Origin of the sequence: Curtobacterium sp. MCPF17_051 (assembly GCF_003234595.1) — a bacterium.
GTDB classification, from domain to species: Bacteria; Actinomycetota; Actinomycetes; order Actinomycetales; family Microbacteriaceae; genus Curtobacterium; species Curtobacterium flaccumfaciens.
Genome location: NZ_QKSE01000012.1, coordinates 40,898 through 65,181, shown reverse-complemented (window position 1 = coordinate 65,181; position 24,284 = coordinate 40,898). Strand labels below are relative to the sequence as shown.

23 protein-coding genes and 4 tRNA genes are annotated in these 24,284 nt (G+C 71.1%); 8 read left to right on the top strand and 19 right to left on the bottom strand.

Annotated elements, in window-relative coordinates:
* Window positions 1–133: 133 nt before the first annotated feature.
* Entirely contained in the window at window positions 134–1,345 is a 1,212-nt protein-coding gene (locus DEJ35_RS10945) for an ROK family transcriptional regulator (RefSeq protein WP_110861531.1), read from the top strand.
* A gap of 67 nt (window positions 1,346–1,412) precedes the next feature.
* Window positions 1,413–2,096 (top strand): YqaJ viral recombinase family protein, encoded by a 684-nt coding sequence (locus tag DEJ35_RS10940; RefSeq protein ID WP_110861533.1) that lies wholly within the window; start codon window positions 1,413–1,415, stop codon window positions 2,094–2,096.
* 8 nt (window positions 2,097–2,104) lie between these two features.
* Here the strand turns inward: DEJ35_RS10940 and DEJ35_RS10935 are convergent, their stop codons facing one another.
* From DEJ35_RS10935 to DEJ35_RS10910, 6 genes are all read right to left on the bottom strand, one after another.
* On the bottom strand, window positions 2,105–2,713 hold the full coding sequence (locus DEJ35_RS10935; protein WP_027466366.1) for a Pr6Pr family membrane protein: 609 nt from the start codon (window positions 2,711–2,713) through the stop codon (window positions 2,105–2,107).
* Between the two features lie 142 nt (window positions 2,714–2,855).
* Window positions 2,856–3,545 (bottom strand): 50S ribosomal protein L1, encoded by a 690-nt coding sequence (gene rplA, locus DEJ35_RS10930; RefSeq protein ID WP_017888639.1) that lies wholly within the window; start codon window positions 3,543–3,545, stop codon window positions 2,856–2,858.
* 90 nt (window positions 3,546–3,635) lie between these two features.
* On the bottom strand, window positions 3,636–4,067 hold the full coding sequence (gene rplK, locus DEJ35_RS10925; RefSeq protein ID WP_017888638.1) for a 50S ribosomal protein L11: 432 nt from the start codon (window positions 4,065–4,067) through the stop codon (window positions 3,636–3,638).
* A gap of 158 nt (window positions 4,068–4,225) precedes the next feature.
* Complete coding sequence (gene nusG / locus DEJ35_RS10920) at window positions 4,226–5,275, bottom strand: transcription termination/antitermination protein NusG (protein ID WP_110861538.1); 1,050 nt, start codon at window positions 5,273–5,275, stop codon at window positions 4,226–4,228.
* Between the two features lie 135 nt (window positions 5,276–5,410).
* Window positions 5,411–5,674, bottom strand: coding sequence for a preprotein translocase subunit SecE (gene secE, locus DEJ35_RS10915; RefSeq protein ID WP_371830607.1), 264 nt, complete (start codon window positions 5,672–5,674; stop codon window positions 5,411–5,413).
* Between the two features lie 35 nt (window positions 5,675–5,709).
* Window positions 5,710–5,782: transfer RNA gene (locus DEJ35_RS10910), tRNA-Trp, on the bottom strand.
* Window positions 5,783–5,934: 152 nt separating this feature from the next.
* On the opposite strand from DEJ35_RS10910, the gene DEJ35_RS10905 reads away from it, so the two are divergent.
* Window positions 5,935–7,161 (top strand): pyridoxal phosphate-dependent aminotransferase, encoded by a 1,227-nt coding sequence (locus tag DEJ35_RS10905; protein ID WP_110861540.1) that lies wholly within the window; start codon window positions 5,935–5,937, stop codon window positions 7,159–7,161.
* 103 nt (window positions 7,162–7,264) lie between these two features.
* Here the strand turns inward: DEJ35_RS10905 and DEJ35_RS10900 are convergent, their stop codons facing one another.
* From DEJ35_RS10900 to DEJ35_RS10890, 3 genes are read right to left on the bottom strand one after another with little or no spacing between them, the layout of a single operon-like run.
* A complete protein-coding gene (locus DEJ35_RS10900) occupies window positions 7,265–8,293 on the bottom strand; it encodes a UDP-N-acetylmuramate dehydrogenase (RefSeq protein WP_110861542.1) in 1,029 nt (342 codons plus the stop codon).
* A 2-nt stretch (window positions 8,294–8,295) separates the two neighbouring features.
* Entirely contained in the window at window positions 8,296–8,721 is a 426-nt protein-coding gene (locus DEJ35_RS10895; protein WP_111192721.1) for a MaoC/PaaZ C-terminal domain-containing protein, read from the bottom strand.
* On the bottom strand, window positions 8,718–9,167 hold the full coding sequence (locus tag DEJ35_RS10890) for a MaoC family dehydratase N-terminal domain-containing protein (protein ID WP_083404408.1): 450 nt from the start codon (window positions 9,165–9,167) through the stop codon (window positions 8,718–8,720). The genes DEJ35_RS10895 and DEJ35_RS10890 overlap by 4 nt, the downstream gene beginning before the upstream one ends.
* A gap of 131 nt (window positions 9,168–9,298) precedes the next feature.
* On the opposite strand from DEJ35_RS10890, the gene DEJ35_RS10885 reads away from it, so the two are divergent.
* Both DEJ35_RS10885 and DEJ35_RS10880 read left to right on the top strand, forming a co-directional pair.
* Window positions 9,299–9,697, top strand: coding sequence for a hypothetical protein (locus tag DEJ35_RS10885; RefSeq protein WP_071406316.1), 399 nt, complete (start codon window positions 9,299–9,301; stop codon window positions 9,695–9,697).
* Between the two features lie 112 nt (window positions 9,698–9,809).
* A complete protein-coding gene (locus DEJ35_RS10880) occupies window positions 9,810–11,705 on the top strand; it encodes an ABC transporter ATP-binding protein (protein ID WP_111192720.1) in 1,896 nt (631 codons plus the stop codon).
* Window positions 11,706–11,815: 110 nt separating this feature from the next.
* Here the strand turns inward: DEJ35_RS10880 and DEJ35_RS10875 are convergent.
* From DEJ35_RS10875 to DEJ35_RS10855, 5 genes are all read right to left on the bottom strand, one after another.
* Window positions 11,816–11,889: transfer RNA gene (locus DEJ35_RS10875), tRNA-Met, on the bottom strand.
* A 32-nt stretch (window positions 11,890–11,921) separates the two neighbouring features.
* Window positions 11,922–11,993, bottom strand: a tRNA-Thr gene (locus DEJ35_RS10870).
* 93 nt (window positions 11,994–12,086) lie between these two features.
* Window positions 12,087–13,262 carry a M23 family metallopeptidase gene (locus DEJ35_RS10865; RefSeq protein ID WP_111192719.1) on the bottom strand — a complete coding sequence of 392 codons (1,176 nt, stop codon included), beginning with the start codon at window positions 13,260–13,262 and terminating at the stop codon, window positions 12,087–12,089.
* Between the two features lie 148 nt (window positions 13,263–13,410).
* Window positions 13,411–14,241 carry an inositol monophosphatase family protein gene (locus DEJ35_RS10860; RefSeq protein ID WP_111090314.1) on the bottom strand — a complete coding sequence of 277 codons (831 nt, stop codon included), beginning with the start codon at window positions 14,239–14,241 and terminating at the stop codon, window positions 13,411–13,413.
* 58 nt (window positions 14,242–14,299) lie between these two features.
* Window positions 14,300–14,384 (bottom strand) — tRNA-Tyr (locus tag DEJ35_RS10855).
* 162 nt (window positions 14,385–14,546) lie between these two features.
* On the opposite strand from DEJ35_RS10855, the gene DEJ35_RS10850 reads away from it, so the two are divergent.
* Together DEJ35_RS10850 and cls are read left to right on the top strand one after the other, a co-directional pair.
* The gene (locus DEJ35_RS10850) at window positions 14,547–15,035 is read left to right on the top strand and encodes a YajQ family cyclic di-GMP-binding protein (RefSeq protein WP_111090313.1); all 489 of its coding nucleotides are present in this window, start codon (window positions 14,547–14,549) and stop codon (window positions 15,033–15,035) included.
* Between the two features lie 33 nt (window positions 15,036–15,068).
* Window positions 15,069–16,529 carry a cardiolipin synthase gene (cls, locus tag DEJ35_RS10845; RefSeq protein ID WP_110861552.1) on the top strand — a complete coding sequence of 487 codons (1,461 nt, stop codon included), beginning with the start codon at window positions 15,069–15,071 and terminating at the stop codon, window positions 16,527–16,529.
* A 36-nt stretch (window positions 16,530–16,565) separates the two neighbouring features.
* Here the strand turns inward: cls and DEJ35_RS10840 are convergent, their stop codons facing one another.
* From DEJ35_RS10840 to DEJ35_RS10825, 4 genes are all read right to left on the bottom strand, one after another.
* Complete coding sequence (locus tag DEJ35_RS10840; RefSeq protein WP_111192718.1) at window positions 16,566–17,741, bottom strand: heparan-alpha-glucosaminide N-acetyltransferase domain-containing protein; 1,176 nt, start codon at window positions 17,739–17,741, stop codon at window positions 16,566–16,568.
* A gap of 5 nt (window positions 17,742–17,746) precedes the next feature.
* The gene (locus DEJ35_RS10835; protein WP_111192717.1) at window positions 17,747–19,120 is read right to left on the bottom strand and encodes an FAD-dependent oxidoreductase; all 1,374 of its coding nucleotides are present in this window, start codon (window positions 19,118–19,120) and stop codon (window positions 17,747–17,749) included.
* An 82-nt stretch (window positions 19,121–19,202) separates the two neighbouring features.
* Entirely contained in the window at window positions 19,203–20,279 is a 1,077-nt protein-coding gene (locus DEJ35_RS10830) for a polyprenyl synthetase family protein (RefSeq protein WP_027466355.1), read from the bottom strand.
* Between the two features lie 30 nt (window positions 20,280–20,309).
* Window positions 20,310–21,101 carry a demethylmenaquinone methyltransferase gene (locus DEJ35_RS10825; RefSeq protein WP_017888622.1) on the bottom strand — a complete coding sequence of 264 codons (792 nt, stop codon included), beginning with the start codon at window positions 21,099–21,101 and terminating at the stop codon, window positions 20,310–20,312.
* Between the two features lie 86 nt (window positions 21,102–21,187).
* Between DEJ35_RS10825 and DEJ35_RS10820 the strand changes: the two genes are divergently transcribed.
* A complete protein-coding gene (locus DEJ35_RS10820; RefSeq protein ID WP_111123263.1) occupies window positions 21,188–22,447 on the top strand; it encodes an isochorismate synthase MenF in 1,260 nt (419 codons plus the stop codon).
* Between the two features lie 97 nt (window positions 22,448–22,544).
* Here the strand turns inward: DEJ35_RS10820 and menD are convergent, their stop codons facing one another.
* A complete protein-coding gene (gene menD / locus DEJ35_RS10815) occupies window positions 22,545–24,236 on the bottom strand; it encodes a 2-succinyl-5-enolpyruvyl-6-hydroxy-3-cyclohexene-1-carboxylic-acid synthase (protein ID WP_309147150.1) in 1,692 nt (563 codons plus the stop codon).
* Window positions 24,237–24,284 lie beyond the last annotated feature (48 nt).

Below are 24,284 nucleotides of genomic sequence, written 5' to 3'. Positions count from 1 at the left end.
CTCGTCGAGATGGTGCGGTCGTCACTGACCGATCGTCACACTACGAGCACTTTTGTCGGCGGTCAAGCAGAAGTCCGAGGAATGTCGACGGACTTCATTGCGTGGCGCGAACGATGTGTGCTTCACTCCCCACATGGTCGACTTGAACCGGACGGCAGCGTCGCCTCCGGTCGGGACGAGCGAGCTCTTCCAGATCCTCCGCGACGGCGTGCCGCGCACCAGGGCCGAGCTCGCCGCACTGACAGGACTCGCACGCTCCACCATCGGCGTGCGCCTCGACTCCCTGATCGACATCGGGCTGGTCGGCGCCGTGGACACCGCCGTCTCCACCGGCGGCCGTCCGCCCGCCCAGGTGGCGCTGAAGCCCCGTGCCCGGCTCGTGATCGCCGCCGACCTCGGCGCGTCGCACGGTCGCGTCGCCGTCACCGACCTGGTCGCGGCACCGCTCGCCACCCGCGAGGCCCGGATCGACATCGCCGCCGGTCCGGTGCCGACGCTGTCCTGGCTCGTCGAGACGATCGACGACCTGCTCGCCGAGGTCGGGCGCAGCCGGCAGGACGTCATCGCGATCGGGATCGGCGTCCCCGGGCCGGTCGAGTTCTCCACCGGCCGCCCGGCCAACCCGCCGATCATGCCCGGCTGGGACGGCTTCGACGTGCCCTCGTGGCTCCGTCAGCACATCGCCGCCCACGTGCTCCTCGACAACGACGTCAACATCGCGGCCCTCGGTGAGCGGGAGCACGGCTGGCCGGACGTCGACCACCTGCTGTTCGTGAAGGTCGCCACCGGCATCGGATCCGGCATCGTCTCCGAGGGCCGGCTGCAGCGCGGCGCCCAGGGCACCGCGGGTGACATCGGACACGTGCGGGTCTCCCGCGCCGGGGACGTCCCCTGCCACTGTGGCAACACCGGCTGCCTCGAGGCCGTGGCCTCCGGTCCGGCCATCGCCCGCGCGCTCCGCGCGAAGGGGCACGACGTGCACACCGGCGCGGACGTGATCGACCTGGTGAACCGGTCGGACCTCGACGCGATCTACGCCGTCCGACAGGCCGGTCGGGACATCGGCGAGGTCCTGGCGACCTGCATCTCGCTCATCAACCCGTCCGTCATCGCACTCGGCGGATCGATCACGCAGGCCGGTGAGCACCTGCTCGCCGGCGTCCGCGAGGTCGTCTACTCCCGTTCGATGCCCCTGGCCAGTGAGCACCTCGTCATCGTGCAGTCCCGCGCCGGGTCCCTCGCCGCGCTGCAGGGAGCTGCGGCCCTCGCCATCGGCTACGCCCTCTCCCCCGTCGGGGTCGACGAGCTGGTCGCCTTCGCCGAGGGTCGCGAACTGGTCTCCTGACGCACACCGCCGGCCGTGTGAGCGCGTCGGTTTCGGTCTTGCCGGTGGTCGGGGGGACAATCGTCGGGTGACGATCGTGCAGCCCACCCTGTGGGGCGACCTGGACCCCGGTCTGGAGGCCCTTCCCGGGTCGTCCGCGCCGGTCCCGGCTGCGCGTGATGCGTTCACCGCCCTGCGCGGCCACACCGAGCGCATCGTCGCGCACTCCTCGGACCGCGTCGCCTGGCTCCGCGCCCGCGCCATGGGCATCACCGCCACCGACGTCGCCCGGCTCGCCTCGCTGCGCGCCGTCGAGGCCGTCGTCACCGAGAAACGCTACGGCTCCCGGTTCTCCGGCAACGCGTTCACCGAGCACGGCAAGGACCGCGAACCGGTCATCGCCGCCTGGGTGGCCGCCACCCACGGCATCCAGCCCTCGGCGCACCTGTTCCACGCCGCCGCGAACCGCGCCCACCTCGCCACCCCGGACGGCGTCGGGGTCGACGAGTCGTCCCGCGTGGTGCTCGCCGAGATCAAGACCACCGGCAAGGCCTGGCGGAGCATCCCCCGGCACTACCTCCGGCAGATCTGGTGGCAGCAGTACGTGCTCGGTGCCGACCGCACCCTGTTCGTCTGGGAACGCCACGACGGGTTCGTGCCGGTCGCGGACGAGCCCGAGTGCCGCTGGGTCGACCGAGACGACGACCAGATCCGCGGGCTCGTCCAGCTCGCCGATCTGGTGCTCGACAAGCTCCGCGGCTTCCGCTCCTAGCCCGTCTCCTAGACCTTCACCAGTCGCAGCCGGCTCATCCCCACGACGAGGATGCCGAGCAGCGTGATCGAGACCGCGATGCCGACGACGTAGATCGCGACGACGCCGTAGCCCTGCGCCGGGTCGAGGAACGGGTACGGCACCCACCCGTCGGTCGCACCGCGGACGAGCACCACGGTGGTCCAGACCGCCGGGTAGAGCAGGAACCACCACACGTGGCGGAGCAGCAGCCGTGCGCGATCCGAGAACAGCAGCCAGTCGAGCACCGCGTACACCGGGATGATCTTGTGCACGATGTCGTTCGACCACGGCACCGAGGCCGACACGTTCGCGCCCGTGAGCAGTGTGTTGTAGACGATGCCGGTCGTCGCGATGTACACCGTCGCGGCACCACGGAGCACCGAGACGGCGAGGTCCGCCCGCTTGCGACGGGCCGCGGCCACGAGCGTCACCGCGAGCGCCACGGCGACGATCAGGTTCGACTGGATCGTGAAGTAGCCGAAGAAGTTCCAGAACGAGTAGGTCGGGGTCTGCGAGCTCTCGAGCCACTGCGCCACGACCGCGACGACGATGGCGATGACGGCGATCAGTCGGAGCGAGTTCACGAGGGTGCGCACGGTTCCACGCTATCGGGACACGACCCCGACGTGCAGGAAGGGCCCGCACCGTTGCCGGTGCGGGCCCTTCCACGAGTCAGGGGACTCAGATGCTGTTGACGTCCAGCGGGATGGCACTGGGAGAACGCAGTGCCGAAGGTCGTCAGATGCTGTTGACGTCCAGCGGGATGCCGGGGCCGAAGGTCGTCGAGACGGCGCCCTTCATGACGTAACGGCCCTTCGAGGACGACGGCTTGAGGCGGTTGATCTCCTCGAGCGCGGTCGAGATGTTCTCGTCGAGCTGCTCCGGCGTGAACGAGGCCTTGCCGACGACGAAGTGCACGTTGGCGTGCTTGTCGACGCGGAACTCGATCTTGCCGCCCTTGATGTCGTTGACGGCCTGCGCCACGTTCGGGGTCACGGTGCCGGTCTTCGGGTTCGGCATGAGGCCACGCGGGCCGAGCACCTTACCGAGACGACCGACCTTGCCCATGAGCTCCGGGGTCGAGACGGCGGAGTCGAAGGAGGTGTAACCCTCGGCGACCTTCGCGATGAGCTCGTCGCCACCGACCTCGTCGGCGCCGGCGGCGATGGCGGCCTCAGCAGCCGCACCCGTCGCGAAGACGATGACGCGGGCGGTCTTGCCCGTGCCGTGCGGCAGGATGACCGTGCCGCGGACCATCTGGTCGGCCTTGCGGGGGTCGACGCCGAGCTTCAGCGCGACCTCGACCGTGGAGTCGGTCTTCGAGGAACCGGTCTCCTTGGCCAGGGCGACGGCCTCGGTCGGGGTGTAGAACTTGTCGGCCTCGATCTTCGCGGCCGCGGCCTGGTAGGCCTTGGACTTCTTCGCCATGGTGGTCTCCTTGCGAGATACGTGGTTGGCGAGCCGGCGAGGCTCTCCCACGGAAAGGTGTCTGGTGGTGGGCCGGAGCCCGATCGGTGCTTAGGCCTCGACCGTGATGCCCATCGAGCGTGCGGTGCCGGCGATGATCTTCGCGGCCTGCTCGATGTCGTTGGCGTTCAGGTCGGCCTGCTTGGTCTCGGCGATCTGACGGACCTGGTCCATCGAGATCTTCGCGACCTTGACCGTGTGCGGGGTCGAGGACCCCTTCTGCACACCAGCAGCCTTCTTGATGAGCTCGGCGGCCGGCGGGGTCTTGAGGACGAACGTGAACGAACGGTCCTCGTAGACGGTGATCTCGACCGGCACGACGTTGCCACGCTGCGACTCGGTCGCCGCGTTGTACGCCTTGCAGAACTCCATGATGTTGACGCCGTGCTGACCGAGCGCCGGACCGATCGGGGGGGCCGGGTTGGCGGCTCCCGCGTTGATCTGCAGCTTGATCAGGCCCGTGACCTTCTTCTTCGGTGCCATGACTTGTCTTCCTCCTGGAATCGAACACACGGGGATCCGTGCACTCTCCCGCTGGTCCGGCCGTTCCGGACAGCGGTGAAGGCCCGCTCGCACGAGGCGCGCGGGCCCAAACCCGTTCAGTGTAGTCGATCTCGGTGATCGCTACAGCTTGGTGGTCGCTAGAGCTTCGTGACCTGGTCGAAGCTGAGCTCGACCGGGGTCTCGCGCTCGAACAGCGAGACGAGGACGGTGAGCTTGCCGCTCTCCGGCTTGATCTCGGAGATCGAACCCGGCAGGCCCGCGAACGAGCCTTCCTTGATGGTGATCGTCTCGCCGATCTCGAAGTCGACCTCGGCTGCGGGCTGTGCCTGCAAGCCGCTGCCCTTCGCGCCACCCTTGGTCGGGGCGGCCTCGGCGACCTGCACGAGGGACTTGAGCATGCCGAACGCCTCGTCGAAACGGAGCGGGGTCGGGTTGTGCGCGTTGCCGACGAAGCCGGTGACGCCCGGGGTGTGCCGGACGACGGACCACGAGTCCTCGTTGAGGTCCATGCGGACGAGCACGTACGAGGGGATCCGGACGCGGGTGACCAGCTTGCGCTGCCCGTTCTTGATCTCGACGACGTCCTCCATCGGGACCTCGACCTGGTAGATGTAGTCCTCCATCGACATCGAGACCATGCGGTTCTCGATGTTCGACTTCACGCGGCGCTCGAAGCCCGCGTAGGAGTGGATGACGTACCACTTGCCCGGCTTCATCCGCAGCTCGGCCTTGAAGGCCTCGTACGGGTCGACCTCGGCGGGCTCGTCGTCCTCGTCCTCGGCGTCGAGTGCCTCGTCGGCGGCGAGGGTCTCGTTCGCCTCGGCGGCGGTCTCGGACTCGAGCTCGACTTCTTCCTCGTCCTCGACGGCCTCGACGGCGGCCTCGGCCTCGTCGGCGGAGTCGATCTCGAGGGCGTCGTCCACGACGGCGTCGGCCTCGGGGTCGCGGGCTTCCTGCAGGGCCGTCAGTGCTTCGTCGAGGCCGGCGTCGACGGTGCCGTCGTCGGGCTCGGAGCTGAGGCCGAGGGACTCGTCGTCGTCGCCCTCGATCGAGATCGCACGCTCTTCAGCGGACTCGACGGAGCGTCCTTCGCCGGTCTCGACGTCGCCTTCCTGGTTCTCCTCGACCTCGGAGGACTGCTCGGCAGCCGTCGCGAGGTCGATGTCATCGCGGGAGTTGTCAGACACAGTCGATTCTTTCCGTTCGGTGGTTCGGGTCGGGGTGGCGTTCGTTCATGGTCACGAGCGACGCCGTCACGATCGACGCCGTCTCGGGCGACCGTACTCCTCGAAAACGACCGCACACGGCAGTCGACGTCGGGGTCAGGCCGTGGGCCCGTTGCCGAAGACGTACCCGACGCCGAGACCGAACACGAAGTCGAGGATCGACACCAGGATCATCATGACGACGACGAACACGAGCACGACGCCCGTGTAGCTGAAGAGTTCCTTGCGGGTCGGCGTCACGACCTTGCGCAGTTCGCCGATCACCTGGCGGATGAAGAGCACGATGGCAGCGATGGGCCCGCGGCGCTCGGCCCGGTCCTGCTTCGCCTTGGCGACGACGTCGTCCGCCGTCGTCTCCATGTCTTTGCTCGCCAACTTCTACCCTTCCAGAGTTGCAGGGCGGACAGGACTCGAACCTGCAACCTGCGGTTTTGGAGACCGCTGCTCTACCAATTGAGCCACCGCCCTTCGCAACACGGTTCGTCACCGATCCGCGTTCCGGTGGACGAGTCTACGGGAGTCCGTCACACGGTGTCCACTTGGCCCCTTCCACGGCGTGCCGCGCCGGTAGGCTGAGCCCCGTGAGCACCGCAGCCCCAGGCCCCGAGTCCACCGCCCACGTGTCCGTCGACACCCTCGCCACCGCGCCGGCCGATCGCCCGCGCATCGCGTCCCGCATCGCGGCCATCGCCGAGTCCGCGACGCTCAAGGTCGACGCGAAGGCCAAGGCGCTCAAGGCCGCCGGGCGTCCGGTGATCTCGTTCGCCGCCGGCGAGCCCGACTTCGCGACCCCGCAGCACGTGGTCGACGCGGCCGTCGCTGCCGCGCAGGACCCGAAGAACCACCGCTACACGCCCGCGACCGGCCTGCCCGAACTCAAGCAGGCCATCGCCGACAAGACCGCCAGGGTGTCCGGCGTCACCGTCGAGCCGTCGCAGGTCATCGTCACGAACGGTGGCAAGCAGGCGGTCTACCAGGCGTTCCAGACCATCGTCGACGCCGGCGACGAGGTCCTGCTGCCCGCGCCGTACTGGACCACCTACCCCGAGGCCATCCGGCTGGCTGGCGGCGAGCCCGTCGAGGTCTTCGCCGGCAGCGACCAGGACTACCTGGTGACGGTCGACCAGCTCGAGGCCGCCCGCACCCCGGCGACCAAGGCGCTGCTGTTCTGCTCGCCGTCGAACCCCACGGGTGCCGTGTACTCCGCCGAGCAGACCCGGGCCATCGGCGAGTGGGCGCTCGAGCACGGCATCTGGGTGATCAGCGACGAGATCTACCAGGACCTGGTGTACGACGGGGTCCGCTTCGCCGGCATCCTGGCCGAAGTCCCCGCCCTCGCCGACACCACGATCCTGGTGAACGGCGTCGCGAAGACCTACGCGATGACCGGCTGGCGCGTCGGGTGGTTCATCGGCCCGACCGACGCCGTCAAGGCCGCGTCGAACCTGCAGTCGCACCTGTCGTCGAACGTCTCCAACGTGTCGCAGCGCGCCGCGATCGCCGCCCTCACCGGTCCGCAGGAGCCCGTCGCCGCCATGCGCGAGGCCTTCGACCGCCGACGGAAGGCCATCGTGGACGGCCTCAACGCGATCCCGGGCTTCCGCACGCCGACCCCGCAGGGCGCCTTCTACGTCTACCCGGACGTCACCGCACTGCTCGGTCGCGAGTGGGCCGGCACCACACCGACGACCACGCTCGAGCTGGCCGACCTGATCCTCGAGCACGCCGAGGTCGCGGTCGTGCCGGGTGAGGCCTTCGGCCCCTCCGGCTACCTGCGCCTGTCGTACGCGCTGGGCGACGACGACATCGCCGAGGGCGTCGCCCGGCTGGCGGAGTTCTTCGCGTAGCCCCTTTGGATCCGCAGAACGGGTCACCTCGCCGAGGTGGCCCGTTCGCACGTTCCGGGAGGCCCGTGGTGCGCGGTGCGCGTCCGTCCCGTCGCGCGGACGATCAGCCGAGCAGGTCCCCCACCACGACGGGTTCCGGGACGAGCGAGACACCGAACCGGTTCAGGACGGTCACCTGCACGAACCGTGCGAGCTCGGCCACCTGCGCGGCCGTCGCCCCGCCGCGGTTCGTCAGCGCGAGGGTGTGCTTCGACGAGATCGCCGCACGGGAGCCCGGCACCGCGTAGCCACGGTGGACGCCGGCGTGCTCGATGAGCCACGCGGCACTCAGCTTGACGTCGTCGCCCGCGGGCCAACGGGGCGCATCCGCCGGCAGGGTCTCGGCGAACGCCGGCGAGACGATCGGGTTGGTGAAGAACGACCCGGCGCTCCAGGTGTCGTGGTCGTCCCCGTCGAGCACCATGCCCTTCGAGCCGCGCAGCCGCAGCACCTCGTCGCGGACGGTCGTGGGCGGCACGAGCGCACCGAGCTCGACCCCGAGCGAACCGGCGAGCTGCGCGTACCGCACGGGCACACCGTGCTCCCCCGCGAGCCCCAGCCGGAACTCGACCGTCAGCACGACACCGCGCCGACCGTGCTTGAGGGTCGACGTGCGGTAGCCGAGCGCCAGCTCGGCTGCCGGGACCCACGTGCGCTCCCCCGTGACCGCATCGAGGAACTCGACGCGGGTGAGCACGTCGGCGAGTTCGACCCCGTAGGCGCCGATGTTCTGCACCGGGGACGCACCGACCGTGCCCGGGATGCCGCTGAGGGCCTCCAGGCCGGTCCAGCCGTTCGCGACGGTCGTGGCGACGAACGGGTCCCACGGTTCCCCCGCGGCGACGCGCACGGTGACGCCCTCGGCGTCGCGGTCGGCGTCGACGCCCGTCGTCCGGACCAGCACGACGGTGCCGTCGAAGCCCTGGTCGGCGACCAGCAGGTTGCTGCCGCCCCCGAGGACGAGCCACTCGTCGTCGTCGAAGGCGTCGAGCGCGTGGGCGACGAGCTCGTCGGTCGTCGTGGCCGTGAGCAGCCGGGTGGCGGCCCCGCCGACGCGGAGCGTCGTCAGGTCGGCCAGCACCGGCTCGGACACGGTCAGCGGAACACCACCGTGACCTGCGCCTTGCCGAGCACGGTCTGCCCGGCGGCGGTCACGGTGAGGTCGATGCGCTTCGGCCGGCCGTCCTCGTCGACGGTGCCGACCTTCGCGACGATGCCGACGGTGGCACCCTGCTCCGGGTCGACGACGACGGGGCGCGTGAAGCGGACGCCGTAGCCCGTGACCCAGCCGCTGTCGCCGAGCCACTCGGCGACCGGCTGCACGGCGATGCCCATCGTGAGCATGCCGTGGGCGAGGACACCGGGCAGGCCGACCGAGGCGGCGACGTCGTCGCGGTAGTGGATCGGGTTGAAGTCGCCCGAGGCGCCGGCGTACCGGACGAGCGAGTCGCGCGTGATGTGCACGTCACGCTCGGCGACGACGGTGCCGATCTCGAGCGCGGTGGCGGGTGCGGCGGTCATGCGTCGTCTCCTCGGACCACGAGGGTGGAGGTCGCCGTGACGACGTGCTCTCCCTCGGCGTCGTTCATGGTGCTCTGGGCGGTGACCATCGCGTTGCCGCCGAGGGTCTTCACGCTGGTGACCGTCAGGGTCGCGGTGAGCTCGTCACCGGCGACGATCGGCCGGTCGTAGGTGAAGGACTGCTCGCCGTGGACGACGCGGGAGAAGTCGATGCCGGCGTCGGGCTCGTTCAGGAGCTGCGCGAGCGTGGCCTCCTGCACGACGACGGCGAACGTCGGGGGTGCGACCACGTCGGCGTACCCGGCGGCACGTGCGGCGCCCGGATCGTGGTGGACGGGGTTGGTCGCGAAGACCGCACGCGAGAACTCGCGCACCTTCTCGCGGCCGACCAGGTAGGGCTGGGCCGGCGGGAACGTCCTGCCGACGAGCTCGGGGTTCACTGACACCACGGCAGTCTACCGAGGCCCGTCCGGGGGTCTGCGATCCATGAGAATGCATCAGCTAGACTGTCTGAGACCGGTTCGGGGGAATCGGGGCGTGCCGTGCGGCACGGGTTCGTTCGGGACGGGGAGGGCCGATGGACACCACGACGGAGTTCGCCGTGCACACGGGAGACCGGTGCACCGCCATGGAGGTCGCGGCCGCTGCGCTGCGCCGCACGGGCCACCACGTCGAGTCGACGGGTGGCACGATGACCGCGACGGCGGGCAGCCGGACCCTCACCATCCTGCTCGGTGCGCTCGTGCAGCCGGCCCGGGAGTACCGCCGGTACGAGCTGTCGACCGTCGTGGACGGTGCCACCACCACGATCACCCTGCGCCGGGCCGGGCACGGCACGGCCGTGTCCGGCGGCAGCATCGGGGCGAACCGTCGACGGGCCGCCTGGCAGCAGGTCACCGCCGCGGTCGAGGACGCGTTCCGTGCGGCCGGGGTGCTCGCGACGCGCACGGACACCGGCTCCCACCGCACGCAGTAGGCGGGCCCGACGGCCTCCGGCGGGTGGCCGCGCGGCGCACCGTCCCGGGAGCGGTCACCGAGCACCCGGCCAGCCATCTAGGTTGGGCCAGGGACCCCGGAAAGGAACCGCCATGAGCATGGAGAGCGCAGCCTGGAGCTCGCTGTACAAGATCTCGTCCGCGCAGGGCGGCAAGCACGGGTTCTCCCGCGCGTCCGTCCGGCGGATCCTGACGTTCGCGGTGCCGTACCGGGCGAAACTGCTGGTCTTCATCGGTCTCTCCGTCGTCGGCGCCTTCCTCGCGGTCGCGACGCCGGTCCTCGCCGGTCAGGTGGTCGACGTCATCGTCGCCCGCGGTGAGGTCGCGACGATCGTCCGGCTGGCCGTGGTCATCGCCCTGGTGGCCGTGGCCGACGCCGCCGTGTCGCTGACGACGCGGTGGTACTCGGCGCGGATCGGCGAGGGCGTGATCCTGGACCTCCGCACCGCCGTCTTCGACCACGTGCAGAAGATGCCCATCGCGTTCTTCACCCGCACCCGGACCGGTGCGCTCGTGAGCCGCCTCAACAACGACGTGATCGGCGCCCAGCAGGCCTTCAGCGGCACGCTGTCCGGCGTGGTCACGAACCTCGTGGCGCTGATCCTCACCCTGATCGTCATGCTCAGCACCTCGTGGCTCGTGACGGTCCTCGCCGTCGTCATGCTCCCGGTCTTCCTGGTCCCCGCGCGCCGGATGGGCAGCCGCCTCGCCGCCCTGCGCCGCGAGGCCGCCGACCACAACTCCGCGATGAGCACCCAGATGACCGAGCGGTTCTCGGCACCCGGCGCCACCCTCGTCAAGCTGTTCGGCCGGCCCGACGAGGAAGCCGAGGAGTTCCGTGTGCGCGCTGCCCGGGTCCGCGACATCGGCGTCCGGACCGCGATGCTGCAGTTCGTCTTCTTCACCGCGCTGATGCTCGTCTCCGCGCTCGCCCTCGCGCTGGTCTACGGGCTCGGCGGTTTCCTCGCGCTCGCCGGCCGGCTGGACACCGGCGAGGTCGTCACCCTGGCGCTCCTCCTCACCCGGCTGTACGCCCCGCTGACGAGCCTGGCGAACGCGCGGGTGGAGATCATGAGCGCCGTGGTCAGCTTCGAGCGCGTCTTCGAGGTGCTCGACCTCGAACCGCTCATCCGGGAGCAGCCGGACGCGGTCACCATCGCCGACGGCCCCGTCTCCGTCGAGTTCGACGACGTCCGCTTCGCCTACCCGTCCGCCGACAAGGTGTCCCTCGCCTCGCTCGAGGAGGTCGCCACGCTGGACACCCGCGGCGGCGAGGAGGTGCTGCACGGCCTGTCGTTCCGGATCGAGCCGGGGCAGACCGTCGCCCTGGTCGGCTCGTCCGGGGCCGGCAAGTCCACGGTCGCGCAGCTGCTCGCACGCCTGTACGACGTCGACAGCGGCGCGGTGCGCCTGGCCGGGACCGACGTCCGGGACGTCACCTTCGCCTCGATGCGGCACACCCTCGGCATGGTGACGCAGGACGGCCACCTGTTCCACGAGACCATCCGCTCCAACCTGCGGTTCGCCCGGCCCGAGGCGTCCGACGACGAGGTGTGGGACGCGGTCCGCCGTGCGCGGCTCGAGCCGCTCATCCGGTCCCTCCCCGACCAGCTGGACACCATGGTGGGCGAACGCGGCTACCGGCTGTCCGGGGGCGAGCGCCAGCGGATGACGATCGCCCGGCTCCTGCTCGCCCAGCCACGCGTCGTCATCCTCGACGAGGCGACGGCGGCACTCGACTCGACGTCCGAGGCAGCGGTGCAGGCAGCGCTCGGCGAGGCACTCGAGGGGCGGACGGCGATGGTGATCGCGCACCGGCTCTCCACGATCCGCAGCGCGGACATGATCCTGGTGGTCGAGGACGGCTCGATCGTGGAGCGGGGCACACACGACGAGCTGCTGGCCGCGGGTGGCCGGTACGAGGAGCTGCACCGCACCCAGTTCGCCGCGCAGCAGAACGTCGCGGCCGATGTGCCGGCGGCAGACTGAGCGCGCGGTGGGCGGAACCAGCAACCGAGGTGGAACCGGCAACCGAGGTGGAGCCGGCGACAGAGAAGGCCCCCTGACCCAGGGGATCCTGGACGAGAGGGCCTTGCGTGTAGCGAGGGCGGGACTTGAACCCGCGACCCCACGATTATGAGTCGTGTGCTCTAACCAACTGAGCTACCCCGCCAGAGATCCGGAGCGGCACGCGCACCGGGTCGGAGCCCCGAGTCAGGATTGAACTGACGACCCCCTCCTTACCATGGAGGTGCTCTACCACTGAGCTATCGGGGCGATGTGCCGCGAGCGGCACCACACGAGGATAGCAGACCTCCGACGCTGCTCCGGAACCGGGCGAGACGCCCGGGCGTGCCGCGCCGTCGGCCGCTAGTTCGCGTTGGTCTGGAGCCACGCCAGCGGGTCCACCGGGACCCCGTCGACGTGCACCTCGAGGTGCAGGTGCGGACCCGTGGAGTTGCCCGTGCTGCCGACGAGACCGAGGATGTCCCCGACCTCGACGTGCTGGCCGGTGACGACCTTGAAGGAGTTGTCCTCCATGTGGCCGTAGACGCTGACGAACTGCTTGCCGTCCACGTCGTGCTCGACCCAGACGTCGTTGCCGAAACCGCCGTCGTTCGCCTGCACCTTGATCACGGTGCCAGCGGCGATGACGCCGATCGGGGTGCCCTCGCCCGGGGCGAAGTCGATGCCCATGTGGTTCGTCGAGCAGAACGAGCACCCGGCGACCTGGCGTCCACCGAACCCCGAGGTGATCGGGACACCGGTCAGGAACGGCCACTGGATCGTGCCGGTCGGGTCGTTCGTGAAGGTCGAGGAGTCGACGTTCGCGTACTGCGTGGCGTCGGACACGGTGTACTGGTCGCGGGCGGTCGAACCGTCGGCCGAGGCACCGACCTGCATCGACTGGGTGGCGCCGTCGACGGTGGCACGGGCCGCCGTCGAGCCGGAGGCCGGGACCCAGAGCGCCTGGGCCGGCAGTGAGGTCGAGACGACCAGGCCTGCTGCGAACAGCAGTGCGCCGACCGCGGTCACACGGGATGCAGCACGGCGGAACGACGCGCCCTGCTTCGGGGACCGCGCTGCTGCAGGGGTCGTGGTGGCGGTGGACCGGATGTGACGGGTCGCGCGGTCAACCGGGGTCTTCGTGGTCGGACGGCCGCGGCGGCGCGATGCGGGGACCTGCCCCACGACAGGACGCGGCTGCGACGCCGAGGCGGCGGAGGCAACGGGAGCGACCCGCTGGGCGTGCACGACGGGCGAGGTGGGTGCGGGCGGCGTCGCGATGCGGGAGGCCGGGCGTACGGGCGATGCCGGTGCGAGGTCGATCGGCGACACGGGGGCGGCCGGGGTCCCCGGGGTGGCCGCGCCGATCACGTCGTCGAAGCCCGCACGCGTCGAGCCGTGTCCCTCTTGCACCACGACCGCGCCCTTCGCCGCTGCTCGCTCCGCCTCGATCCGAGCGCGTCGGGTCAGGTGGACGACCGGGGTGGCGGCGTCGACGGAACCGTCGGTGGGTTCGGGGGACAGAGGAGTTCGGGGCATGCGTGCGGTGGCGATCCTGATCGGGGAAGGGCTCGCTCGATGGTAACGAGCAGATAACGGGACCAGAGCACGCTAGCAAACGTCGTCGCACGTCGCCAGTCGTGGTCATGTCCACCCGGCACCCCCAGACCTGGGGACCGGCGCGTCGTCAGGCCCCCACGGCTCCGAGCACACCCGCCTCGAGCCCGCGCACCAGGGCCTCGAGCTCGTCGACGACCGCCGGGCTCGCGAACAGGAAGGAGCGGGTCCCTCCGGCCTCCCAGATGCGGATCGCCGCGCCGGCCTCCTGCGCGACGAGGGCACCACCGGCCATGTCCCACGGGTTGATCCCGCGCTCGTAGTACGCGTCCACCACTCCCGCCCCGACGGCGCAGCAGTCGAGCGACGCCGCTCCCCCACGGCGGATGTCCCGCACCTCGCCGATGAGTCCGGCGAGCACCGCGACCTGCTCACGGCGACGGTCGGCCGTGTACCCGAACCCGGTGGCGACGAGCGTCTCGGCGAGCGAACGGGGCGCGGCGACGGACAACGGTTCCCCGTCGCGGTTCGCACCCTGGCCGACGGCCGCGCGGAAGACGGTGCCCGTCGCCGGAGCCACGACGACGCCCGCGATCGGTTCCCAGGTCATCGGGTCGGGCGCGCCGCGCACGACGCCGATGCTCACGCCGTACTCGGCGCTGCCGTACAGGTAGTTGACCGTGCCGTCGATCGGGTCCACCACCCAGGTGATGCCCGAGGCACCCGAGGCCGACCCGGACTCCTCGCCGTGGAAGGCGTCGTCGGGGCGGGCCTCGGCGATGCGGGCGCGGATGAGTGCCTCGACCTCCCGGTCGGCGGCCGTGACCACGTCGACGATGCTCGACTTCCGGTCCGCGACCTCGACCCCCTCGGCGCGGCGGCGTGCAGCCAGCGCCGCTGCGTCACGGGCGATCGACTCGGCGAGGTCGGCGAACTGGGACGGTATGGGGTCGGATGCCATGCACCCATCCTCCCGGAAACACCATCGGCCCCGTCCGCAGTGGACGGGGCCGATCAGATGGTGGCAAGTGAGGGATTCGAACCCCCGAAGGCTACGCCGGCTGATTTACAGTCAGATCCCTTTGGCCGCTTGGGTAACTTGCCATGCGCACCCAGCCGGTGTGATCACCAACCGAAGGCGCGCACAAAAGCATAGCGGATGGCTGACGGTGGTCGTGACCATCGGCCCTGGACGCGACCACGCACCCACCAGGGCCCGCGCACGGGGGCCGAACCGGGCCTCCCGTCCGCCGTTAGGCTGTCGGCATGGCAGACAGTTCCTTCGACGTGGTCAGCAAGGTCGACAAGATGGAGGCGGAGAACGCCCTCAACCAGGCGGCCAAGGAGATCGAGCAGCGGTACGACTTCAAGGGCGCCGACGCCTCGGTCGCGTTCAGCGGCGAGGACGTCCTGATCAAGGCGAACTCGGAAGAGCGCGCCAAGGCGGTGCTCGACGTACTGCAGAGCAAGGCGATCAAGCGGAACATCAGCCTGAAGAGCCTCGACGCCGGCGACCCGTACCCCTCGGGCAAGGAGTACCGCATCGAGGTGAAGTTCAAGAACGGCATCGAGCAGGACGTGGCGAAGAAGATCGGCGCGTTCCTGCGGGCCAACGCCCCGAAGTCGGTGAAGAGCCAGATCCAGGGCGACGAGCTCCGCGTCTCGTCGAAGAGCCGTGACGACCTGCAGAACACGATCCAGCTCCTCAAGGGTGAAGAGTTCGACGTCCCGTTGCAGTTCATCAACTTCCGCTGACCCGCGGCCCCTGCGAACGACACCCGACACCCCGTGGAGCACTGGCTCAGCGTCGTCATCACCGTCCTGCTCGTCCTGCTGGACCTGGCGATCCGCGTCTTCTCGATCATCTACGTCCCGATCAACCGGAAGCCGCAGACCGCGACGGCGTGGCTGCTCGCGATCTTCCTCATCCCCTACATCGGCTTCATCGTCTTCCTGGTCATCGGGTCGACGAAGCTCCCCCGCGCCCGTCGCGAGAAGCAGACCGAGATCAACGCGTACATCCTCGAGCAGACCGAGGGCATCGAGCGGGTCCGCCGTGACCACCCGTGGCCCGCGTGGCTCGAGAGCGTCACGCGGCTGAACCGCGAACTCGGCGCGATGCCGTTGGTCGGCGGCAACTCCGCGGAGCTCTACCCCGACTCCGAGGAGTCCATCGCCGAGATGACCCGCGCGATCGACCAGTCCCGACGGTTCGTGCACGTCGAGTTCTACATCGCGACGCTCGACGACACGACGCGCCCGTTCTTCGAGGCGCTCGCGCGGGCGCAGGGCCGTGGCGTCACCGTGCGGTTCCTGCTCGACCACTGGGCGAGCCGCGGCTACCCGGGCTACAAGGACACCCTGGCGTTCATGGACCAGGCGGGCATCGAGTGGCACCTGATGCTGCCGCTCCTGCCGCTGCAGGGGAAGTTCCAGCGGCCCGATCTCCGCAACCACCGGAAGATCATGGTGATCGACGGCTCGGTCGCGTTCACCGGCTCGCAGAACCTGATCGACGCGTCGTACGACATCAAGTCCCACGTCGAGAAGGGCATGGTCTACAAGGACCTGTTCGCCCGGTTCGAGGGGCCGGTCGTCGCCGGGCTCAACGCCCTGTTCGTCACCGACTGGTACAGCGAGACCGATGAACTGCTGCTGCGCGAGAGCGACCCCGTCCAGCGGGCAGACCGCGGCGATGCGCTCGACTGCCAGGTGGTGCCGTCCGGCCCGGGCTTCGACGGCGAGAACAACCTGCGCCTGTTCAACGCGCTGCTCTACTCGGCGCAGCAGAAGGTCTCGATCACGTCGCCGTACTTCGTGCCGGACGACTCGATGCTCTACGCCATCACCACGACGGCGCAGCGCGGGGTCGACGTGGAGCTGTTCGTCGGTGAGATGGGCGACCACGCGATGACCTGGCACGCGCAGCGCTCGTACTACGAGGAACTCCTGCGGGCCGGCGTCCGGATCTGGCTGTACCGCGCGCCGACGATCCTGCACGCGAAGCACTTCACGATCGACGACGAGGTGTCGGTGATCGGGTCGAGCAACATGGACATGCGCTCGTTCAGCCTGAACCTCGAGGTCTCCGTGATGGTGCGCGGTCACCGCTTCGTCGACGCCCTGCGCGAGGTGCAGGACTCCTACAAGGAGCACAGCTTCGAGCTCACGCTCGACGAGTGGGTCGACCGTCCGCGCCGGTCCAAGGTGCTCGACAACGTCGCGCGGCTCACGGCGGCGCTGCAGTAGCCGCCTGGAGGCCCGGTGCGGCTCCGCCAGGTGCGCTCAGCGCATCGGGACGAGGGACGCCAGGGCCCCCACCACCCGCTCGAGCGGGCCGCGGCCGAGGAACCGCCGCCACAGCATCGCGAAGACCACCGAGCCGAGGGCGAACCAGCCCCAGGCCTCGGCCGACTCGGGGGAGGTCGGCAGCATCGCGATGACCACGAGGTGCCCCGAGTACACCGTCAGCGGCATCGAGCCGACCGCGGCCAGGGGGAACGCGATCCGCTCGGCGACACGCCCGCGGCCGTCGAACACGAGCAGGCAGAGAGCGATGACGGCGACCGCCACCCCGGCCGTCCCCACCACGTCGACGACCGACGACGAGTGGTCACGCGGGGACAGGAACAGCTGCGCGAGGGCCTGGCCGGGGGTCGAGGCCCCGCCCGCGTACGGGACCCCGGGGAACGCCAGGGCCGCGTCGTGGGGCAGCGGGGCGAGGACCGACCCGGCGACGTACGCGGTGGCGGCGACCAGTGCGCCGGACGCCAGGAGCACGACCTGCTCGCCACGGTCCTCTCCCCACCGGCACGGCCCGTACGCCGCTGGCGCGTCGTCCGGGAACCGGCGGCGTGGGCCCAGGCCGGCCCGGGCGACCGCGAGCCCCACCAGGACGTACGCCAGGAAGGTGACCACGGGGTAGACCAGGCCGAGCTGGACGCCGATCATGCCGGCGTCCGCGTAGACCGGCGCGATCGTCAGCGCGGCGAGCGGCGACAGCACCGCGCAGAGCGCGGCGATGCCGAGCAGCGCCGCCGGTCGGAGGCGGAGCACCGGGACCACCAGCAGGAACAGCACCCCGTAGGTCGGCAGGATCACGTACACGGGGGTGTCGAGCGCCATGAGGGCGAACCCGATGACGACGACCACCACGGCGCGGATGGCGAGCCGGGCACGGATGCGGCCGATGGCGGGCGGGCCGGGCGGGTCGGTGCGGCCGCTCGTCAGGCCGATCGAGACCCCGGCGAGGACCGCGAACAGCGTGGACGGGCGGCCGTGGGCGACGGCGGTCCAGGTGGCGGGATCGGTCCAGTCGAGCTGCTCCGCGATGCCACCGATGTGTGCGGCCATCATGCCGAGCAGCGCGAGGGCACGGGCCACGTCGACGCCCTGCAGCCGTGTCCCCGACGCGGACGCGCCCCGCACCGCTGTGGGCGGGACGGGGCGCGTGTCGTTCATGTTCGTCAGCTCGTCGGGGTGTCGACGCGTCCGAGCGAGACGTCGATCATCTCGTCGCGCGGCACCACCTTGATGCGCTCGCGCCCGTCGGCCGCCCCGAGCGCCTGCTCGTGGGTGTCGAGGTGGTGCCAGCCCTCGAGGTCGGTGTACTCGACACCGCGCTCGCGGAGCAGCGCCGGGATCGCCTCGTCGGACGGGTCCTCCGGGGTCCACCAGCTCGCCTGGTCGTTGACGATGTGCTGCACGGTCTCCATCGCGTCGGACTTCGTGTGCCCGATGAGACCGACCGGACCGCGCTTGATCCAGCCGGTGGCGTACACCCCGGGGATCTGCTGGTTGTCGTCGTCGAGGACCTGGCCCTCGTGGTTCGGGATGACACCGTGCCGCTCGTCGAACGGCAGACCGGGCAGCGGGGAACCGAAGTACCCGACCGCGCGGTACGCCGCCTGGATCGGGATCTCGCGGATCTCGCCGGTGCCCTCGACACCGCCCTCGCCGTTCGGACGGGTGCGCTCGTAGCGGATGGCGGTCAGCTTGCCCTGCTCGTCGCCGACGAACTCGATCGGCTTCGCGTAGAAGTGCAGGTGGAGCCGGCGGCTGGCCTGGCCGACCTCGCGCGTGCGCCACTGCTCGAGGACACGGTTGATCACCATGACCTGCTTGTTCGTCGCGATCGCGGTCTTCGAGGCCTCGTCGTGGTCGAAGTCCTCGTCGTAGACCACCATGTCGACGTCACGGACCTCGCCGAGCTCGCGGAGCTCGAGCGGCGTGAACTTCACCTGTGCCGGACCGCGGCGACCGAAGACGTGCACGTCCGTGACCGGCGATGCCTGCAAGCCCTCGTACACGTTCGCGGGGATCTCGGTCGGCAGCAGGTCGTCGGCGTGCTTCGCCAGGATGCGCGAGACGTCGAGGGCGACGTTGCCGACGCCGATGACCGCGACGCTCTCGGCGTTCAGCGGCCAGGTGCGCGGGACGTCCGGGTGGCCGTCGAACCAGCTCACGAACTCGGCTGCGCCGTACGAGCCGTCGAGGTCGACGCCGGGGATGTCGAGGTCGGCGTCCTTGATCGCGCCGGTCGAGAACACGACCGCGTTGTAGTGCTTCTTGAGGTCCTCGAGGGTGATGTCCTCGCCGTAGCGGACGTTGCCGAACAGCCGGACGACACCGCGGTCGAGGACGTCGCGCAGGGCGTTGATGATGCCCTTGATGCGCGGGTGGTCGGGGGCGACGCCGTACCGGACCAGACCGTAGGGCGCGGGGAGCTGCTCGAACAGGTCGATCGACACGTCGTAGCCGTGCGCCTCGCGCAGCAGGATGTCCGCGGCGTAGATGCCGGCCGGGCCGGCGCCGACGATGGCGAGTCGGAGGGTGGGCACTGATCGTCTCCAGTTCGTTCGGGTGGGGGTTCCCGGGGCCTCCCGACCAGGCCGCCGTGGCGTGCCGTGTCGGGAGGGGTGTTCAGCGGCTTCGGTCGACGACGGAGTCCGCGAAGCGGGTGAGTGCCCGTTTCACGGTGCCGTCGGGGAGCGGGGCGAGGGCGGCGACGGCTTCGCGGGCCCAGGCGACGGCGACGGCGCGGGTCGCCGCGGTGGCCTCGTGCTCGCGGAGCGCGGCGACGGCCGACTGGTACGGCGCGGAGTCGACCACGTCGTCGGGCGCACCGTTGACGTCGCGCTCGATGCGCTCGACCAGGTGCTGCGCGGATGGATCGGTCGCGGCCATCCGGCGCAGCTGCAGGACCGGCAGGGTGTCCACGCCGGCGCGCAGGTCGTTGCCGGCGATCTTGCCGGTCTTGTCCGTCGCGGGGGCGAGGTCGATGACGTCGTCGACGAGCTGGAAGGCCACGCCGACCTTCTCGCCGAAGGTACCGACGGCGTCGAGGTAGGCGCGGTCGGCACCGGAGAACATCACGCCGGCGCGGGCGGCGGTGGCGATGAGCGAACCGGTCTTGTCGCTGAGCACCTGGATGTAGTGCTCGAGCGGGTCGTCGTCCGGCTGCGGCCCCGTGGTCTCGTGCAGCTGCCCCATGCAGAGGCGCTGGAAGGTCTCGGCCTGCATCCGGATGCCCTCGGTGCCGAGGTCGGCCGTGATCAGGCTGGCGCGGGCGAAGAGCAGGTCACCGGTCAGGATCGCCACGTTGTTGCCGTAGGTGATCTGCGCGGCGGGGACCCCGCGGCGGACGGGCGCCTCGTCCATGACGTCGTCGTGGTACAGCGACGCCAGGTGCGTGGTCTCGATGCTCACCGCGGCCTTGACCACGGCGTCGGTCACGCCGTCACCGAGCTGGGCGATGAGGAGCGTCAGGGTCGGACGGATGCGCTTGCCGCCGGCGGACAGCAGGTACCGGCTGGTGGTGTCGGCGAGGGTGTCGGTGGAGCGCATGGCGTCCTCGAGCCCCTGCTCGACGAGTTCGAGCCCGTCGTCGACCGCGGAGATGAAGCGTCGGTCGGCGGGCGTGGCGAACAACCGTTCGCCGATGCCCAGCGATGCGCGCAGGCTCGGCGCGCGACGTGCGACCGGGACGCTCGGATTCAAGTGCTGCTCCGTCTTCGGGGGTGGTACCGGTCAGTCGGCGGCCGGGTCGACGCGCGGCTGCTCGCCGGTGTTCTGGTGGTCACGGCGGGCCTTCGCACGCCGTGCCGCGGACTCGCGCACCGTGTCGGCGACGGGCTTGCGGCCACGGTGCAGTGCGACGATACCGGCCGTCAGGTTGCGGTAGGCGACCACCGAGAAGCCGACACCGCGGAGCCACTGGGTGAGCACCTGCTGGTCGGGCCACGCGTCGATCGACTCGGCGAGGTAGCGGTAGGCAGCCGGATTGCTGCTCGAGAGCCGCGCGATGCCCGGGAGCACGCGCTTCAGGTAGGTGCCGTAGCCGAAGCGCAGCAGGGCGCGGGGCGGCGTCGAGAACTCACAGATGACGACGCGGCCACCGGGCTTCAGGACGCGCAGCATCTCGGCGAGCGCCTGCTTCGGGTCGTTCACGTTGCGCAGCCCGAACGAGATCGTGACGGCGTCGAACGTGTCGTCGTCGAAGGGCAGCTGCTCGGCGTCGCCCTCGACGAAGGTGATCTCGGGGTGGCGTTCACGGCCGACGGCGATCATGCCGGCGGACAGGTCGAGCGCGGTGACCTCGGCGCCCTTCTTGGCGAAGGCCGCTGCGCTGGTCCCGGTGCCCGCGGCGATGTCGAGGACCTTCTCGCCGGGCTGCGGGTCGACCGCGCGGACCGTGGCGACACGCCACAGCGGGGCGTTGCCCGCCGACAGGATGTCGTTCGTGAGGTCGTACTTGGCCGCGACGTCGTCGAACATCGCCGCCACCTCGTCCGGGCGCTTGTTCAGGTCCGCTCTGCTCACAGCGTCAATCCTAGAGGTCCCGACCGAGGGTTCACCGGACTCGCAGCCACCCGGGCGGTGCGGGATCGGCGCGTAGCATCGGAGCCGTGACCCGAACCACCACGGCGGCGCCCCCGCTGACGGTCTCGACCCGGATCCTCGACGACCCGGGCGCCGTCCTCCGCCACACGCTCCGCGACCGTCCCCTCGCCTTCGTCCGCAACGGCGACGGCATCGTCGGCATCGGTGAGGCGCTCCGGTTCACGTTCACCGGCCCGGACCGGATGCGTGACGCCGCGGCCCTCTGGCGCAGCGTCGTCGAGACCGCCGTCGTCGACGACCCGGTGCAGCTGCGCGGTTCGGGGCTCGTCGCGTTCGGGTCGTTCGCCTTCGCCGACGACTCCGCCGACGAGAGCGTGCTCATCGTGCCCCGGGTGGTCCTCGGTCGGCGGCGCGGCAAGGCCTGGCTGACCGCGATCGACACGACGCTCGGCGCGGAGCCCCTGGCCTTCACCCGGACCTCGGTCCCGGTCCCCCACGTCGGGCCGCACGTCTCCGTGGCGCTGCGTCCCGGGCACATCGACGAGGACACCTACGCCGCCAACGTGTCCGAGGCCGTCCGCCGCATCGTGGACGGGAGCGCCCGCAAGGTCGTGCTCGCCCGGGACCTCGTCGGCACGCTGCCGCCGGGAGCCGATCGACGGGCGGTCCTGCTCGACCTCGCGGCCGCCTACCCGCAGTGCGTGACCTTCGCGGTGGACGGCCTGATCGGCGCCACCCCCGAGACCCTCGCCCGCACCGACGGCACGCGGTTGACCGCACGGGTGCTCGCCGGCAGCGCCGCCCGGGGTGCCGACGAGGTGTCCGACCGGGCCGCCGCCGAGGCCCTGGCCAGCAGTGGCAAGGACGTCGAGGAGCACACCTTCGCGATCGACAGCCTGCTCGCGGCCCTCGCCCCGCTCGCGACGGACCTGCGCGCCGACGCCGAACCGTTCCGGCTGCAGCTACCGAACCTGTGGCACCTGGCGACCGACGTGCAGGCCACGCTGCCGCCCGACACCACGTCCCTGGACGTCGCCGACGCCCTGCACCCGACGGCCGCGGTCGCCGGCACCCCGACGGACGTGGCCGTGCGGTTGGTCGCCGAGCTCGAGGGCGTCGACCGCGGCCGCTACGCCGGGCCGGTCGGCTGGATGAGCGCGACGGGTGACGGCGAGTGGATGCTCGCGCTCCGCAGCGCCCGGATCGACGACGACGGCACCGTCCGGGCCTGGGCGGGGGCCGGGATCGTCGCCGGTTCGGAGCCGGCGCGCGAGGTCGCCGAGACTGCCCTGAAGTTCCGGCCGATCACCGACGCGCTGGCCTGAGGCAGCCGCCGCGACGGCGGTCCGCGCAGTCGCGCAGTCGCGCAGTCGCGCAGCCGCGCAGCCGCGCGTTCGCCGGTCGCCGCTCGCCGCTCGCCGGTCAGTCCGCCAGCGGGACCTCGATCACGACCCGCTCGGCGGGGTCGGTGAGCACCCGCTCGAGGTCACCCCACGTCGCCGCCCGGCGGTACTCCCACCCGAGGCCCGTGACGACCCGCTCGACGTCGACGTGCTGCGGGGTCGACATCATCCGCCGCATGTCGGCTTCCGGCGTGGTCTTCGCCACCTCGAGCCCGCGGAAGATCGCGCCGCCGTGGTCGTTGCCGACGACGACCTGCACCCGGTGGGTGCGTTCCTCGGTGCCGGTGACGAACGCTCCGAGATCGTGCAGCAGCGTCAGGTCGCCGAGGAGCACGCGTGTGGTGCCCACCGAGGCGGAGGACTGCTCGAGCGCCGCGGCGATGCCGAGTGCGGTCGAGACGGTGCCGTCGATGCCGGCGAGCCCACGGTTCGCGTGCACCCGGATCTTCTTGCCGAGCACCCGGGCGTCGGCTTCACGGATGAGCTGCGACGCCCCGAGGACGAGCCGGTCGTGCGGCCAGGTCACCCCCCAGACGGCGTCGGCGAGCATGGCCCGGTCGACGGGTCGGCGACGGAGCGCGACCTCGTCACGCAGGAACTTGTTCCGCTCGGCGCGGTCGGCGGAGCGCTTGGCGTCGAGGTCCGGACCGGCGTCGCCGTCCCCCAGGATCCGCCGGCTGGAGCCGACCCAGCGGCCGACCCACGCGCGGTGCTCCGGCCGGGTGCGGCCCGTCACGCGGACGTCGGACACGAAGGTGGTGGCGGCGTCCGGTCGGGAGGCGCGGGCCGGGTCGAACGGGTCGGCCGCCGGTCCGCGGACCACGATCGTCTCGACCCCGTCGCGCTGCAGGAGCGCGGGGATCTCCCTGCTGAGGGTCGGGTGGCCGAGCACGACGGCCCGGCGGACCGCGCCGCCGTGGTCCGGGTCGCGCAGCAGTTCGCGGTAGGCCACGACCAGGTTGCGGCCGAAGCGCGCGCCGCTCGAGACCTCGGCGAGGAGCGGCGCCCCGAGTTCCCAGGCGATCCGCTCGGCGTCCTCGCCGGCGTCGTGCCCGGCGATGACGACGGTGCCCGGTTCGTCGTCCGGGGTGAGTTCGGCGACCGGCAGACCGGTGTGCTCCCGGCGGGTGGCGAACGCCAGGTCGACCTCGTCGTCCGGGACGGGAGTGACGTGCTCCGGGGCGAGCCCGGCGGACAGCGGCTCACGGAACGCGACGTTGAGCTGCGCGGGACCGGGCTGCCCGGTGTGCCCCGCTGCGGCGGCGACGGCCTGTCGGGCGAGGGTGCGCAGGGTGTCGCGGACCGAGGCGTCGACGCCGTGCGCCGACGGGGCCTCGACGTCGCGGACGAAGGTGACGGCCTGGCCGAAGATCCCCGGCTGGACGGTGGTCTGGTTGCTGCCGATGCCGCGCAGTTCGTCGGGGCGGTCGGCGCTCAGCACGATCATCGGCACGCCGGAGTGGTGCGCCTCGAGCACGGCGGGGTGCAGGTTCGCCACCGCGGTGCCCGACGTCGTCACCACCGCTGCGGGTCGGTGCGTCTCGACCGCGAGCCCGAGTGCGAAGAACCCTGCGGTCCGTTCGTCCAACCGCACGTGCACGGTCAGCCCACCGGCGCGTTCCAGGGCGACCGCCGCGAGTGCGAGCGCCTGGGAACGCGAACCGGGGCTCACCACGACGTCGGTGACGCCGGCACGCACGAGTTCCTGCAGGAGGGCGAGCGCGGTGTCCGTCGCCGGGCTGCCCGAACCGACGGGGCC